Genomic DNA, 13,546 nt, shown 5'->3' with positions numbered 1-13,546 from the left:
GCACGCCCGTACAGTGCCGACATGAGCGATGTGAGCGACGGGAACGGCGTGAGCGCCGTGCTGCACGTGAAGGGCCGGGTGCTGGTCGGGCCCGACGAGGTGCGCGACGAACTCTGGGTGGTCGGCGGGCGGATCTCCTACGAGCGTCCGCCCACCGCCCGTGACGTCACCACGGTGACCGGCTGGGTGCTGCCCGGCCTGGTCGACGCGCACTGCCACGTGGGCCTGGACTCCCACGGGCCGGTCGACGCCGGGACCGCCGAACGGCAGGCCCTCGCCGACCGCGACGCGGGCACCCTCCTCATCCGCGACGCGGGATCGCCCTCCGACACCCGCTGGATCGACGACCGCGAGGACCTCCCGAAGATCATCCGGGCCGGCCGGCACATCGCCCGCACCCGGCGCTACATCCGCAACTACGCCCACGAGATCGAACCGGCCGACCTCGTCGCGTACGTGGGCCGGGAGGCCCGGCGGGGCGACGGCTGGGTGAAGCTGGTGGGGGACTGGATCGACCGCGAGGTCGGCGACCTGACGGCCTGCTGGCCGCGCGCCGAGGTCGAGGCGGCCATCGCCGAAGCCCACCGGCTGGGCGCCCGGGTCACCGCGCACTGCTTCTCCGAGGACTCGCTGCGCGACCTGGTCGAGGCGGGCATCGACTGCATCGAGCACGCCACCGGGCTCACCGAGGAGACCATCCCGCTGTTCGCGGAGCGCGGGGTCGCCATCGTCCCGACGCTGGTGAACACCGCGACCTTCCCCACCCTGGCGGCGTCCGGCGAGGGGAAGTTCCCGAAGTGGTCGGCGCACATGCGAAGGCTCCACGAGCGGCGGTACGACACCGTCCGCGCGGCCCGCGACGCGGGAATCGCCGTGTACGTCGGCACCGACGCGGGCGGCTCCCTGCCGCACGGCCTGGTCGCTGCGGAGGTCGCTGAGCTGGTGAAGGCGGGGATCCCGCCGCTGGAGGCCCTGTCGGCCACGACCTGGGCGGCCCGCGCCTGGCTGGGCCGGCCCGGACTGACCGAAGGGGCCCCGGCGGACCTCGTGGTCTACGGGGCCGATCCGCGGGCCGACGTACGGGCGCTCGCGCAGCCGCTCCGGGTCGTCGTGAACGGCGCCGTCCGGGCCTAGGCCCAGGTCGTGCCGTCAAAGGCGCGGCGCACGCGTTGACGTCGCGTGACATCGACTGCCCGTCAGTCGTTATGAACGCCCGCACGGGCGGCCCGTGTCGGCCGTCCGTGTGAGGGGAGGGAACTCGCGTTCCTCCTGAGGCGCAGGGATTCGAAAGTGTGCGTGGAAACCACCCTTTGGGGTGAACTCACGCCAGGTTGCCGCCCGTTCACTCTCAGTGCGTAAAGATTCCGGGGTCGAGGCCGTCGGCGCGCGCAATGTCCCCCATTGGCGGCGCGACGGCACCCATCTCCCTGGGGGTTCCACCATCTTGAACAGCAACACCTTCCGCATGCCCGCGGCCGTCCTGCTCGCCACGGGGGCGGTAGCCCTGCTCACCGCTCCGCCCGCCCTCGCCACGGGCGGCGACGGCGCCGGGAGCGAGGGCAAGGCGGGCGCCGTCGTCCTGCGCGCCGGACTGGACGTGGGCCTGCTCAACAAGACCGTGCACGTCCCGCTGAAGACCAGCCTCAACGAGGTCAGTGCCCCGGCGACGGCCGAGAAGACGGCGCTGACCGTCACCCTGGACGGGGTCGAGGGAGGCGCGCCGGTCCGCGTCCTGAAGGCCGACGTGGCCACATCCAAGGCGACCGCGGACAAGAACCGGGCCGAGGCGGAAGTCAACCTCGCCAAGGCCCGGGTGCACGTGCCGGGCCTGCCGTCACTGTCCCTCATCGAGGTGGAGAAGGTCACCTCCAAGGCCGTCTGCGAGGCCGGCAAGAAGCCCGTGGCCAGCTCGAACGTCCTCGGGACGGTGACCGCGCTGGGCAAGAAGGTCACCCTGTCGGCGGGCGGCCCCACCAAGGTCGAGGTACCGGGCGTCGGCCTGGTCAGCCTGGAGCTGTCCGGTACGCAGACCACCTCCACCACCGCAGCGGCGGCCGCGCTGCGCCTGAAGGTGTCGGTGAACCCGCTGAACCTGAACGTGGCGCAGGTCGACGGCGAGGTCGTGCTCGCCGAGGCGCACTGCGAGTCCCCGAAGGGCCCGGCCCCCACCCCCTCCGCCACGCCGGACGCCAAGCCCGACGTCAAGCCCCAGACGGGCACCGGAACGGGAAGCGGAACCGGCGCGGGCATCACCACCGACGCCAACCTGGCCGAGACCGGCGGCGGTTCGCTGACCCCGTACGTCGCGGGCGGCGCACTGATCCTGCTCGGCATCGGCGCGGGCGCCCTCGTCGTGACCCGCCGGGGCCGGGCCTCGTAGCGGTGAACCGCAAGGCGGCGCGGTGACCTGCGGGTCAGCGCTCCGCGCGCGTCAGCCCCTGCCCGCCCGCGCCGCGTGACATCACGGCCTCGGTGACCTGCTTGTCGATCCGGGCGTACTCGGCCCGCTTGGCCTCCGGGAGCGTGGTGTCGGAGGCCGAGCAGGAGGCGCAGACGACGCGGAAGGGCGGGCCCATGTCCGAGTACTGGGTGAGGTATTCGGCCTTCACCACCTCCCAGCGTCCCGGATGCGCCGCCGCCGGGGCGAAGGTGAAGCGGGGGACCGAGGACTGGTTGCCGCGCAGCTTGTAGGCCGGTACGAAGCTGGCGACCTGGTCGCCCATGCCGAAGACCACCCAGGTGCCGTTGATCTTCTCGTAGGGCTGCGGCACGTGGTTGTGCGTGCCGATGATCAGGTCGATGTCGGCGAGCCCGTCGGCCGAGCGGGAAGCGGTCAGGGCCTGGGCCAGGTCACGCTGTTGCTGGTCGGGCGCCGTCTGCCACTCGGTCCCCCAGTGGACGCTGAGCACCACCACCTGCGCGCCCGCGGCCCGGGCGGCGCGGGCGTCGGCGATGATCCGGTCCTGGTCGATGAGGTTGACCGCCCAGGGCTTGTCCTGCGGGAGCGGGATGCCGTTGGTGCCGTAGGTGTACGACAGCTGGGCGACCTTGGCGCCGCCGGCCGAGAGCAGGGCGGGGGCCTTGGCCTCCTCCGCGCTGCGGGCGGATCCGACGTGCGGTATGCCGACCCGGTCGAGGTGCTCGAGGGTGCGGGCGAGGCCCTCGAAGCCGTCGTCCAGGGTGTGGTTCGAGGCGGTGGAGCAGCTGTCGTACCCGGCGTCCTTGAGGGCGTCGGCCAGCTGGTGCGGGGCCTTGAAGGTGGGGTAGCCGGTGTAGGGACCGCCGGGCCGCCCGTACGGTATCTCGTGGTGGCATATCGCCAGGTCGGCGGCGGACACCAGGGGTTTGACCCCCGCGAGTATCTTCCGGAAGTCGTACTCCCCGGCCTTCTCCGCGTCCTGCGCGGACCGCTGGACGATCGACGGGTACGGGATGATGTCGCCGGTCGCCACCAGGGTGAACGGCTGCCCGGCGGGGGCGGCCGCGCCCGGCTCCGCGGCTCCGGCCTCGGGCTTCCCCCCGAGCCGCTGCTCCGTGGGCGGGGACCCGCGGTCGAGCAGCTTCGGCACGGCGTAGATCCCGCCGCCCACGAGGGCCAGCCCGGCCACGGCGGCGCCTATGCGCGCGGATGCCTTCATGATTGCCCCCTGCTGTCACACCGCTGTTGTCGCACCGCTCGGTGCGCCGTCCCTGCTGCTCCGCCCCGCAGCCGCCATCGTAGGCAGGCCGTCCCGGGTGCGCCGTCCGGGGCACGCCGTTCGAGCCGGGTGGGCTCGGGTACGTCGTCCGGGGCACGCCGTCCGGGGCGCGTCCAGTCAGGTCACCCCCAGTCAGGCCGCGGCAGGTCAGCGCGCCGTCAGCGCGAGGGCGTGGTCCATGGCCTGGAGCAGCCGGCCCGTCGTCACCCGGTCGCGGACCGCCAGGCGCAGCCAGGAGTGGTCCAGCCCCGGGAAGGTGTCCCCGCGGCGGACCGCGAAGCCCAGGGCGCGCAGCCGTACCCGTACCTCGGCGGCGCCCGCCACCTGGATCAGGACGAACGGGCCCTGCGCCACCCCCGCCACCTGGATCTCGTCGAACTCCGCGAGCCCGGCCAGCAGGTGCGCCCGGTCCACCGCGATCTGCCGCGCGGCCTCCTCCGCCTCGGCCAGCGCCGCCGGAGCCATGCAGGCCTCGGCCGCCACCAGCGCCGGGGCCGACACCGGCCACAGGGGCTGCGCGGCCGCCAGCTTCGCGATCACCTCGGGCTCGGCCAGCACGTAGCCGATCCGCAGCCCCGCCAGCCCCCAGGTCTTCGTCAGGCTCCGCAGGACCACCAGCCCCGGCAGGTCCATCCGCCCGGCCAGGGCCTCCCGCTCGCCCGGGACGGCGTCCATGAAGGCCTCGTCCACCACCAGGATCCGGCCCGGCCGGGCCAGCGCCGCCAGCGTGTCCGCCGGGTGCAGGACGGAGGTCGGGTTGGTCGGGTTGCCGATCACCACCAGGTCGGCGTCCTCGGGCACCGCCGCCGGGTCCAGCCGGAACCCGTCCGCCGCCCGCAGCACAACCCGTCCCACCCGGTGGCCCGCGTCCCGCAGGGCCGCCTCCGGTTCGGTGAACTGCGGATGCACCACCACCGGCCGTACGGCGCCCAGGGCGCGTGCGATCAGTACGAAGGCCTCCGCGGCCCCGGCCGTCAGCAGCACCCGCTCGACGGGCAGCCCGTGCCGGGCGGCCACCGCCGCGCGGGCCGCCCGCCCGTCGGGGTACGCGGCGAGATCGCCCAGGGAGGCCGCGATCCGCTGCTTGAGCCAGGCCGGGGGCGTGTCCGCCCGCACGTTGACCGCGAGGTCCACCAGCGCGGCGCCCGCGTCCACCACCTCCGCGTCCCCGTGGTGGCGCAGGTCGTGCGCGCAGACCGTGGCCACCGCGCAGGTCGCCGCCACCGAGCGGCGCTTCGGTACGAGGAGCTCCCCGCCCCCGGCGAGCGCGGCAGCCTCCGCGACGGACGCGGTCCCGGCCGCCTCGCGCGCGGCCTCCGAGGGGTGCGGCACCGAGATCGCGGCGAGCTCTTCGGCCGGGTAGCTGAGGAGGGGCACGCCGAAACGTTTCGCCGCGCCGGTGATCCCCGCCTCTCCCGCCTTCGACTCCACCGTCGCCAGCGCCGTCACCGCCCCCGGGGCCAGCCCGGCCCCCCGCAGCGTCTCCTCGATCAGGGCGCAGACCTCCGCCACGGAAACCCCCGCGCGTCCGCCGACCCCGACCACCAACTGCGTCGCGTACTCGCCCACCGGGGGTCCTCCCTCCGTAGTCACCGTCACCGGAACCTCACCGTCACCGGAACCTCACCGACGCCGGAACCTCACCGTCACCGGAACCTCACCGACGCCGGCCGCTCGTCAACACCCCGAAGCCCGCCACCCGCGCCCGGACGTGCACGCGGAGCGCGGAGTCGGTATTCAGGGGCACATGGCCGTGATCGTGGCGTTGGGCGCGTTCCTGATGACCCTGGCGGGCGGATGGGCGGCGCAGCGCGTCACCGACCGCCGCCACCTCGTGCTGGGCCTGGCCGGCGGGCTGATGCTCGGCGTGGTCGGCCTCGATCTGCTCCCGGAGGCGCTGCACGCGGCGGGGAAGGAGGTGTTCGGAGTCCCGCTCGCCCTGCTGCTGTTCGTGGCCGGGTTCCTCGTCGCGCACGTGGTGGAACGCGTGCTGGCCGTCCGCCAGGCCGCGCACGGCGCCGAGGACGGCGCCCGCGTCCCGCAGGTCGGGCTCACCGCGGCCTCCGCGATGGTCGGCCACAGCCTCGCCGACGGCGTGGCGCTGGGTGCGGCCTTCCAGGTCGGCGGCGGAATGGGCGTCGCGGTGGCACTGGCCGTCATCACCCACGACTTCGCCGACGGGTTCAACACGTACACCCTCACCCGCCTGTACGGGAACGCCCGCCGCAAGGCCCTGCTGATGCTGTTCGCGGACGCCGTCGCCCCGGTCGTGGGGGCGGCGTCCACTCTGCTGTTCACCCTTCCGGAGGAACCGCTCGGCGCGTACCTGGGATTCTTCGGCGGAGTCCTGCTCTACCTGGCCGCCGCCGAGATCCTCCCCGAGGCGCACCACAGACACCCCGCCCTGTCCACGCTGATGTGCACGGTGGGCGGGGTGGCCGGGATCTGGCTCGTGGTGGGCTTCGCGCACTGATCTCACGGCCGGTCCGCCGCCGCTGCCACGAACCGGAGGGCGACGGAGGGCTCCGCCGCCCAGTGCGTGTGCAGGTAGCTGGCGTGCACGCCCTGCTGGACGAAGCCCTCCACGCGCCGCTCCGGATGCGTGAAGCCCCAGGCCGGCGCGGCCCCCGCGCCCGGCTCGATCACCGTCCGGTGGAACTCGTGCCCGCGCAGCCGGGTACCGGCCGCCGCGAGCGCGCTGTCGGACACCGCCACCGCCTCGCGGTAGCCCAGGGTGAGGCGCTCCGACATCCGCGCGTCGGCGTCCAGCACCCCGCACATCGGCTTCCCGTCCAGCGACTGCGCGAGGTACAGCAGCCCGGCGCACTCGGCGGCCACGGGCCCGCCCTGCGCGGCGAAGTGGGCCACGGCCTTGCGCAGCGGCTCGTTGGCCGACAGCTCGGGCGCGTACACCTCGGGGAAGCCGCCGCCGATCACCAGGCCGGCGGTTCCCTCCGGCAGCGCCTCGTCCCTGAGCGGGTCGAAGGTGACGACCTCGGCCCCGGCCGCGGTGAGCAGCTCCGCGTGCTCGGCGTACGAGAAGGTGAACGCCGGTCCGCCCGCGACGGCGACCACCGGCCGCCTCCTGGGGCTCCGCCCCAGACCCCGCGCCTCAAACGCCGGCGAGGCTGGATCTCCCTCCGGAGCCCAGGCCTCGCAGGCCAGCGGCGGGGCCGTGCGGGCCAGGGCCATCAGGCCGTCGAGGTCGCACCCTGCCCGGACCTGCTCCGCCAGCGCGGCAACCGCGGCCAGCGCGTCGGCCCGCCGCTCGGCGACCGGCACCAGCCCCAGGTGCCGGGACGGCGCGGCCACCTGCGGAGCCCGCCGCAGGACGCCGAGCACCGGCATCCCCGCTTCCTCCAGCGCCTCGCGCAGCATCACCTCGTGCCGGTCGGAGCCGACCTTGTTCAGGATCACGCCCCCCAGCCGCACCTGCGGGTCGAAGGAGGCGAAGCCGTGCACGAGCGCCGCCACCGACCGCGACTGAGAGGAGGCGTCGACCACCAGCACCACCGGCGCCCGCAGCAGCTTCGCGACGTGCGCGGTCGAAGCGAGCTCGCCCCGCCCGGCAGCCCCGTCGTAGAGCCCCATCACGCCCTCGACCACGGCGAGGTCGCACCCGGCCGCCCCGTGCGCGAACAGCGGGGCGACCAGCTCCGGCCCGCACATGAAGGCGTCGAGGTTGCGCCCCGGGCGGCCGGTGGCCAGCGCGTGGTAGCCGGGGTCGATGTAGTCGGGCCCGGCCTTGTGCGGGGACACGGCGAGGCCGCGTTCCGCGAAGGCCGCCATCAGGCCCGTCGCGACGGTCGTCTTGCCGCTGCCGGACGACGGCGCGGCGACGACCAGCCGAGGGATGTGGAGCGAGGTCACCACTCGATGCCCTTCTGGCCCTTCTGGCCGGCGTCCATCGGGTGCTTGACCTTGGTCATCTCGGTGACCAGGTCCGCGAACTCCAGCAGCTTCTCCGGGGCGTTGCGTCCCGTGATCACCACGTGCTGGGTGCCGGGCCGGTCGCGGAGCACCTGGATGACCTCGTCGACGTCGATCCAGCCCCAGTGCATCGGGTACGCGAACTCGTCGAGCACGTACAGCTTGTGCGTCTCGGCGGCCAGGTCGCGCTTGACCTGCTCCCAGCCCTCCTTGGCCGCCTGCTCGTTGTCGAGCTGGGCGTCCCGCTGGACCCAGGACCAGCCCTCGCCCATCTTGTGCCAGACGACCGGGCCGCCCTCGCCGGAGGCGCCGAGCACCTTGAGCGCGTTCTCCTCGCCGACCTTCCACTTCGCCGACTTGACGAACTGGAACACCCCGATCGACCAGCCCTGGTTCCAGGCGCGCAGCGCCAGCCCGAAGGCCGCCGTCGACTTGCCCTTGCCGGGGCCCGTGTGGACGAAGACGAGCGGGCGGTTGCGGCGCTGGCGCGTCGTGAGTCCGTCGTCCGGAACGACGGACGGCTGTCCCTGCGGCATTAGGCGGCCCTCCTGTTGCTGTGCGAAGCGGAAGATGTCACTGCTGTACGTACGTTCTTCACGAGCCCGGCCAGCGAGTCGGCCCGCAGCCCGTCGAGCGTGACGGCGGGCGCGCCGAGGTCGCCGGCCAGTGTCCCGGCCAGCCCCAGCCGGACCGGCCCGGACTCACAGTCCACGACGACGGACGTGATGCCCTCGGAGGCCAGCAGCCGGGCGCTGCGGGACGAGAGGGCGCGCGGGTCGCCGCCCAGCGGACCGGCGGAGGTGGCCCGGCCGTCGGTGACCACCACGAGCAGCGGGCGCCTGCTCGGGTCCCGCAGCCGCTCGATGCGCAGCACCTCGCGGGCCTTCAGCAGTCCGGCGGCCAGCGGGGTGCGGCCGCCCGTCGGCAGCCGCTCCAGCCGGGCCGCGGCCGCGTCCACGGAGGAGGTCGGCGGCAGCGCCAGCTCGGCGCCGGAGCCGCGGAAGGTGATCAGGCCGACCTTGTCCCGGCGCTGGTAGGCGTCCAGAAGCAGGGACAGCACGGCGCCCTTGACGGCGCCCATGCGCTGGCGGGCGGCCATCGAACCGGAGGCGTCGACGAGGAAGAGGACGAGGTTGCCCTCGCGGCCCTCGCGCGTCGCCTGCCGCAGGTCGTCCTTGCGTACGAGGAGTCCGCGGCCGGTGCGCCCGCGGGCCTTCTGGTGCGGGGCGGCCGCGTGGACGGTGGCCGCCAGGTGCAGCTTCGTCAGATGCCCGCGGGGGCGCTGGGCGCCGGTGGTCCGGCCGTGCGCGGTGCGGGCGCGCGAACGCCGCCCGGTCGCGCCCTCGCCCAGGCCGGGCACGCTCAGCATCTTGGTGCGGAACGGCTCGGTGGCCCGTACGGCGGCCTGCTCGGGCCCGCCGGCCTCCTGGGCGGAGGGCTGGGCGGTCTCGGGGGAGTCCGAAGGGGCCTCGGCGTTCTCCGGCGGGGCGTCGGAGTGCGGTGCGGAGTCCGACGGGGCTTCCGGGGCCTTGGGGCCCTCACCCTGCGGGGGGACCCCGCCGCCGCCGTCGGGGCCGCCGCCGTCGTCGTCCGGGTCGTTCTCCGGGTCGGTCTGCGGATCGTGGTCCGGGCCGCTCGCGGGGTCGGGCTCGTCCTGCGGCTCCTCGTCGGCGAACTGGTCGAGGATCTCGTCCAGTTTGTCCTCGTCCAGGCCCGGCGCGTCGAAGGGGGCACGCCTCCGGCGGTGGGGAAGCGCCAGCAGGGCGGCCTGCCGTACGTCCTCCTTGCGCACCTCGGTCCGGCCGGCCCAGGCCGCCAGCGTGGTCGCGGTGCGGGCCATCACGATGTCGGCCCGCATCCCGTCGACCTCGAAGCCCGCGCAGGCCGCGGCGATCTGCAGCAGCGCGGTGTCCCCGAGCCGCACCCGCGGCAGCAGCGCCCGCGCCGCCACCACCCGGTCGCGCACCTCGTGCTCGTCACCGGCCCAGCGGGTCGCGAAACCGGCCGGGTCGTCCTCGTAGGCGAGCCGGCGGCGGACGACCTCGACCCGCTGCGCGGGCTCGCGGGAGGCGGCCACCTCCACCGTCAGCCCGAACCGGTCCAGGAGCTGCGGCCGCAGCTCGCCCTCCTCCGGGTTCATCGTGCCGACGAGCAGGAAGCGGGCCGCGTGCCGGACGGAGACGCCCTCGCGCTCGACGTACGAGGCGCCCATCGCGGCGGCGTCCAGGAGGACATCCACCAAGTGGTCGTGGAGGAGATTGACTTCATCGACGTAGAGGATTCCGCGGTGGGCGTCGGCCAGCAGCCCGGGCTCGAAGGCCTTCACGCCTTCCGCGAGGGCCCGTTCGATGTCGAGGGCCCCGACCAGCCGGTCCTCGGAGGCACCCACCGGCAGCTCCACCATCCGGGCCGGCCGCGCCGCGCCCGGTCCGTCCTCGTGCGGGCCGTCCGGGCAGGACGGGTCCGGTGCACCGGGAGCGCACGAGAAGCGGCAGCCGGGGACGACGTCCACCTGCGGCAGCAGCGCCGACAGTGCGCGCACGGCGGTGGACTTGGCGGTCCCCTTCTCGCCGCGCACGAGTACACCCCCGACGGCGGGGCTGACGGCGTTGAGCAGCAGGGCGAGGCGAAGATCGTCCTGACCGACCACGGCGGTGAAGGGGAAGGGGGCACCGCTCATGTGCTGATCACTCCTTCGAGTGGGTTGTGTCGGCGCGCCCGTCGACGGGCACCGGTCGTGCGAGGGTGGGAGAGTGCTCCCCGTTGCTGCGGGGTTGAGCCCGGGTAGGGCGTGCTCATGTGTTGCTCACTCCTCGTGCTCCCCGCGCATGCGGGGATCGGCGGCTTCACGGCGCGCCCGGCGGCAGGAAGGGCAGACCCGAAGGGGCTCCGCCCTCGATCAGGCGGAGCAGCGCGGCGGTATCCGCGTGCTCCTCGATCAGATCGCCCAGCAGGTCCAGCTGTTCCTCGCGCAGGGCCTCGAACGAGGTGTCCGGGGCCGGGACGAAGCGGCGGCCGGCGGCCGCGGCCACCTCGCGCAGGAACGCCCGGCGGAAGCCGTCCGACTCCAGCGAGCCGTGCCAGTGGGTGCCCCACACCGCGCCGACCCGGCAGCCGTCCAGGAAGGGGTCCCCGCCCAGCACTTCGGCCACGCCGTGGTGGATCTCGTACCCCGAGACCTCCTCGCCCAGCGCCGAGCCCGTAGGCCGGGCCAGGGTCTTCTCCACGGCGAAGCGGACGCGTACGGGCAGCAGGCCGAGGCCCGCCACCGATCCCGCCCGCGACTCGACCTCGTCCTCGATGTGCTCGCCCAGCAGCTGGAACCCGCCGCAGACGCCCAGCACCGGCCGCCCCTCGGCGGCCCGCCGCACCAGCGCGTCCGCGAGCCCGCGCTCGCGCAGCCAGGCCAGGGCCTTCACCGTGCCGCGCGTGCCCGGTACGACGACCAGGTCGGCGTCGGCCAGCTCCTCGGCCCGGTCCACGAACCGCACCACGACCCCCGGCTCCGCAGCCAGCGCGTCCACGTCCGTGAAGTTCGACATCAGCGGCACCGCGCACACCGCGACCCGCAGCACGTCCTCGCCGACCGGCGGGGCCACCACGGACTCGCGTACGGCGCCCCGCAGGGAGACCCGCAGGCCGTCCTCCTCGTCGATGCCCAGCCCGTGCTGGAAGGGCAGCACCCCGTACGTCGCCCGCCCGGTCAGGCCGCGCAGCATCTCCATGCCCGGCTCCAGCAGCGAGACGTCGCCGCGGAACTTGTTGACCAGGTAGCCGGCGATCAGGGACTGGTCCTCGGGCGACAGCAGCGCCGTGGTCCCGAAGAAGGACGCGAAGACCCCGCCCCGGTCGATGTCGCCGACCACGACCACCGGGAACCGCGCGGCCCGCGCGATGCCCATGTTCACGATGTCGGTCCGGCGCAGGTTGATCTCGGCCGGACTGCCCGCCCCCTCGCAGATCACGGCGTCATACGTGCCCCGCAGCTGCTCGAGGCAGTCCGTGACGATGCCGAGCAGCTGCTCCTGCCGCCCGCCGTGCAGCGCCTTCCCGGGGGACGACCCCCCGGACCCCCCGAAGAACCCGCGGGCGCTCATCTCGCCCACCGGCTTGCCCAGCAGCACCACCTGGCTGCTGCGGTCGCTGCCGGGCTTGAGCAGCACCGGGTTCATCAGCGCGGTGGGCTCCACGCGGGCCGCCTGCGCCTGCATCGCCTGGGCGCGCCCGATCTCGGCGCCCTCCCGCGTCACGAACGAGTTCAGCGACATGTTCTGCGCCTTGAAGGGCGCCACCTTCACGCCCTGGCGGGCCAGCCAGCGGCAGATGCCGGCCGTGACCACGCTCTTGCCGGCGTCCGACGTGGTTCCGGCGACGAGCAGTCCGCCGCCGCGCTTCGCGCCGCTCATCCGCGCCGCCCCCTCTTCGTCGTACGGGAGACCGGCGACCGGGAGACCGGCAGCCGGGAGAGCAGCAGCCGGGCGGCCACACAGGTACCCAGGGCCAGCCAGGTCACCTGCCGCGACAGCCGTACCGCCCGCTCGATGTCCGCGACCCGCACCGGCCGCCCCGCCGCGCCGTTCAGCACGGCCCGGTGCTCGACCCGGCCGCCGTACGCGAGGGTCCCGCCCAGTCTGACGCCGAGGGCCCCGGCGAAGGAGGCCTCCACGGGTCCGGCATTCGGGCTCGGGTGCTGGGCGGCGTCCGCGCGCCAGGCCCGCAGGGCCCCGCGCCGGTCGGGGCCCGCGGCCACGGCGGCGAGGGCCGTCAGCCGGGCGCCCGGCCAGCCCGCCGCGTCGTCGAGCCGGGCGGCGGCCCAGCCGTAGCGCAGGTAGCGGGGCGACTTGTGGCCGACCATCGCGTCCAGGGTGTTCACGGCGCGGAAGGCCAGCAGCCCGGGGACACCGGCGACGGCGCCCCACACCAGGGCCCCGACCACCGCGTCGGAGGTGTTCTCCGCGACCGACTCCACGACGGCGCGGGCCATCTGCTGCTCGTCGAGGGCCTGCGGGTCGCGTCCGCACAGGTGGGGCAGGCGCTCACGGGCCACTTCGGCGTCCCCGGCGGCGAGGGCTCCGCCGATGGCGCGGGCCTCCCGGCCCAGTGAGGTGCCGCCGACGACGGCCCAGGTGGCGGCGGCGGTCAGGGCGATCCGGGCCGCCGCGGGCCGGGCGCGCACGGCGCGGGCGCCCAGCGCGCCCACGGCGGCGGCGCCCCCGGCGCATATCAGGGCGTGAAGGACGCCCCGAGCGCGGTCGTCGCGCCACAGGGCGCGCTCGACGGCGGCGGCGGCTCGTCCGAAGGCGGCCACGGGGTGCCCTCGGCGCGGATCCCCGAGGATCCGGTCGCCGATCAGGCCCGCCGTGGCGCCGTACGCGAATACGCGGTCGGCACGCATGGTGGCAGGTATGTCCTCACTCAGGGTCCGCGCCCTGGTTCGACGTGACGGGCGGCGAGAGTTCCTGGCTCCCGGGACGCGCGTGGTGCGTGCTCCCCGGTGACAGTGGCGGGACCGCGCCGGATTCGCACCGGACTTCCTCTCCATGCCGCCGTACTGGCGTGGGCAGTCCACCACGCAGCGCGAATGCCCGTCAACTCGCCGTTGACCTGCGGCGGGGCATGCGAAAGCTCCCTCCGGGTCCAACCCGGAGGGAGCTTTCATGCCGTATCCGCCACGGGGCGGCGGATCAGGCGACGATCAGATAGATCCCGTAGCCGACGGCCGCCGTGACGAGCGCGAAGCAGGCGTACGCGCCGCTGCGGGCCAGGGTGGCGGTGCCGCCCTGCTCGGTGGCGGCCTCGTGCTTGGACAGGCCCACCAGGCCCAGGGTGAAGAGGGCCACGAGGGCGACGGTGGCGGAGAGGCTGACTCCGAAGACGGAGCCGAGTGCTTCCCAGTCGATCTTCATGCTGCGGATACC

General features: G+C 74.6%; 11 protein-coding genes and 1 riboswitch. Of the genes, 3 read left to right on the top strand and 8 right to left on the bottom strand.

Going from position 1 to position 13,546, the window contains the following annotated elements; translation table 11 throughout:
• Positions 1 to 21 precede the first annotated feature (21 nt).
• Both AB0D94_RS12780 and AB0D94_RS12775 read left to right on the top strand, forming a co-directional pair.
• Positions 22 to 1,134, top strand: a complete 1,113-nt coding sequence (locus AB0D94_RS12780) for an amidohydrolase family protein (protein WP_362050032.1) — start codon at positions 22 to 24, stop codon at positions 1,132 to 1,134.
• Positions 1,135 to 1,444: 310 nt separating this feature from the next.
• The gene (locus AB0D94_RS12775; protein ID WP_362050029.1) at positions 1,445 to 2,380 is read left to right on the top strand and encodes an SCO1860 family LAETG-anchored protein; all 936 of its coding nucleotides are present in this window, start codon (positions 1,445 to 1,447) and stop codon (positions 2,378 to 2,380) included.
• 34 nt (positions 2,381 to 2,414) lie between these two features.
• Here the strand turns inward: AB0D94_RS12775 and AB0D94_RS12770 are convergent, their stop codons facing one another.
• Together AB0D94_RS12770 and cobC are read right to left on the bottom strand one after the other, a co-directional pair.
• The gene (locus AB0D94_RS12770) at positions 2,415 to 3,638 is read right to left on the bottom strand and encodes a CapA family protein (RefSeq protein ID WP_362050026.1); all 1,224 of its coding nucleotides are present in this window, start codon (positions 3,636 to 3,638) and stop codon (positions 2,415 to 2,417) included.
• 207 nt (positions 3,639 to 3,845) lie between these two features.
• Positions 3,846 to 5,267: an Rv2231c family pyridoxal phosphate-dependent protein CobC gene (gene cobC, locus AB0D94_RS12765; RefSeq protein ID WP_362050023.1), complete on the bottom strand. Its 1,422-nt coding sequence runs from the start codon at positions 5,265 to 5,267 to the stop codon at positions 3,846 to 3,848.
• 178 nt (positions 5,268 to 5,445) lie between these two features.
• On the opposite strand from cobC, the gene AB0D94_RS12760 reads away from it, so the two are divergent.
• Positions 5,446 to 6,171, top strand: a complete 726-nt coding sequence (locus tag AB0D94_RS12760) for a ZIP family metal transporter (RefSeq protein WP_362050020.1) — start codon at positions 5,446 to 5,448, stop codon at positions 6,169 to 6,171.
• Positions 6,172 to 6,173: 2 nt separating this feature from the next.
• Here the strand turns inward: AB0D94_RS12760 and AB0D94_RS12755 are convergent, their stop codons facing one another.
• The 6 genes from AB0D94_RS12755 to AB0D94_RS12730 all read right to left on the bottom strand — a co-directional run bounded on the left by AB0D94_RS12755 (position 6,174) and on the right by AB0D94_RS12730 (position 13,534).
• On the bottom strand, positions 6,174 to 7,571 hold the full coding sequence (locus AB0D94_RS12755; RefSeq protein WP_362050017.1) for a cobyrinate a,c-diamide synthase: 1,398 nt from the start codon (positions 7,569 to 7,571) through the stop codon (positions 6,174 to 6,176).
• On the bottom strand, positions 7,565 to 8,164 hold the full coding sequence (gene cobO, locus AB0D94_RS12750) for a cob(I)yrinic acid a,c-diamide adenosyltransferase (protein ID WP_362050014.1): 600 nt from the start codon (positions 8,162 to 8,164) through the stop codon (positions 7,565 to 7,567). Before cobO ends, AB0D94_RS12755 begins: the two co-directional genes overlap by 7 nt.
• Complete coding sequence (locus AB0D94_RS12745) at positions 8,164 to 10,308, bottom strand: putative cobaltochelatase (RefSeq protein WP_362050011.1); 2,145 nt, start codon at positions 10,306 to 10,308, stop codon at positions 8,164 to 8,166. The genes cobO and AB0D94_RS12745 overlap by 1 nt, the downstream gene beginning before the upstream one ends.
• A gap of 166 nt (positions 10,309 to 10,474) precedes the next feature.
• Positions 10,475 to 12,034 (bottom strand): cobyric acid synthase, encoded by a 1,560-nt coding sequence (locus AB0D94_RS12740; protein ID WP_362050008.1) that lies wholly within the window; start codon positions 12,032 to 12,034, stop codon positions 10,475 to 10,477.
• A complete protein-coding gene (locus AB0D94_RS12735) occupies positions 12,031 to 13,023 on the bottom strand; it encodes a cobalamin biosynthesis protein (protein ID WP_362050005.1) in 993 nt (330 codons plus the stop codon). The genes AB0D94_RS12740 and AB0D94_RS12735 overlap by 4 nt, the downstream gene beginning before the upstream one ends.
• 58 nt (positions 13,024 to 13,081) lie before the next feature.
• Positions 13,082 to 13,166: riboswitch (cobalamin riboswitch) on the bottom strand.
• A gap of 146 nt (positions 13,167 to 13,312) precedes the next feature.
• Positions 13,313 to 13,534, bottom strand: a complete 222-nt coding sequence (locus AB0D94_RS12730) for a hypothetical protein (protein ID WP_328925029.1) — start codon at positions 13,532 to 13,534, stop codon at positions 13,313 to 13,315.
• Positions 13,535 to 13,546 lie beyond the last annotated feature (12 nt).

Source organism: Streptomyces sp. NPDC048255 (assembly GCF_040652415.1).
Taxonomy (GTDB): Bacteria; Actinomycetota; Actinomycetes; order Streptomycetales; family Streptomycetaceae; genus Streptomyces.
The sequence above is the reverse complement of the archived record's forward strand: the minus strand, read 5'-3'. Positions and strand labels throughout refer to the sequence as shown.

Bases quoted from the DNA above. Each gene is read 5' to 3' on its own strand.
- AB0D94_RS12770 (WP_362050026.1), bottom strand. From the start codon at position 3,638: ATGAAGGCATCCGCGCGCATAGGCGCCGCCGTGGCCGGGCTGGCCCTC.
- AB0D94_RS12735 (WP_362050005.1), bottom strand. From the start codon at position 13,023: ATGCGTGCCGACCGCGTATTCGCGTACGGCGCCACGGCGGGCCTGATC.
- AB0D94_RS12745 (WP_362050011.1), bottom strand. From the start codon at position 10,308: ATGAGCGGTGCCCCCTTCCCCTTCACCGCCGTGGTCGGTCAGGACGAT.
- cobO (WP_362050014.1), bottom strand. From the start codon at position 8,164: ATGCCGCAGGGACAGCCGTCCGTCGTTCCGGACGACGGACTCACGACG.
- AB0D94_RS12730 (WP_328925029.1), bottom strand. From the start codon at position 13,534: ATGAAGATCGACTGGGAAGCACTCGGCTCCGTCTTCGGAGTCAGCCTC.
- AB0D94_RS12780 (WP_362050032.1), top strand. From the start codon at position 22: ATGAGCGATGTGAGCGACGGGAACGGCGTGAGCGCCGTGCTGCACGTG.
- AB0D94_RS12760 (WP_362050020.1), top strand. From the start codon at position 5,446: ATGGCCGTGATCGTGGCGTTGGGCGCGTTCCTGATGACCCTGGCGGGC.
- AB0D94_RS12740 (WP_362050008.1), bottom strand. From the start codon at position 12,034: ATGAGCGGCGCGAAGCGCGGCGGCGGACTGCTCGTCGCCGGAACCACG.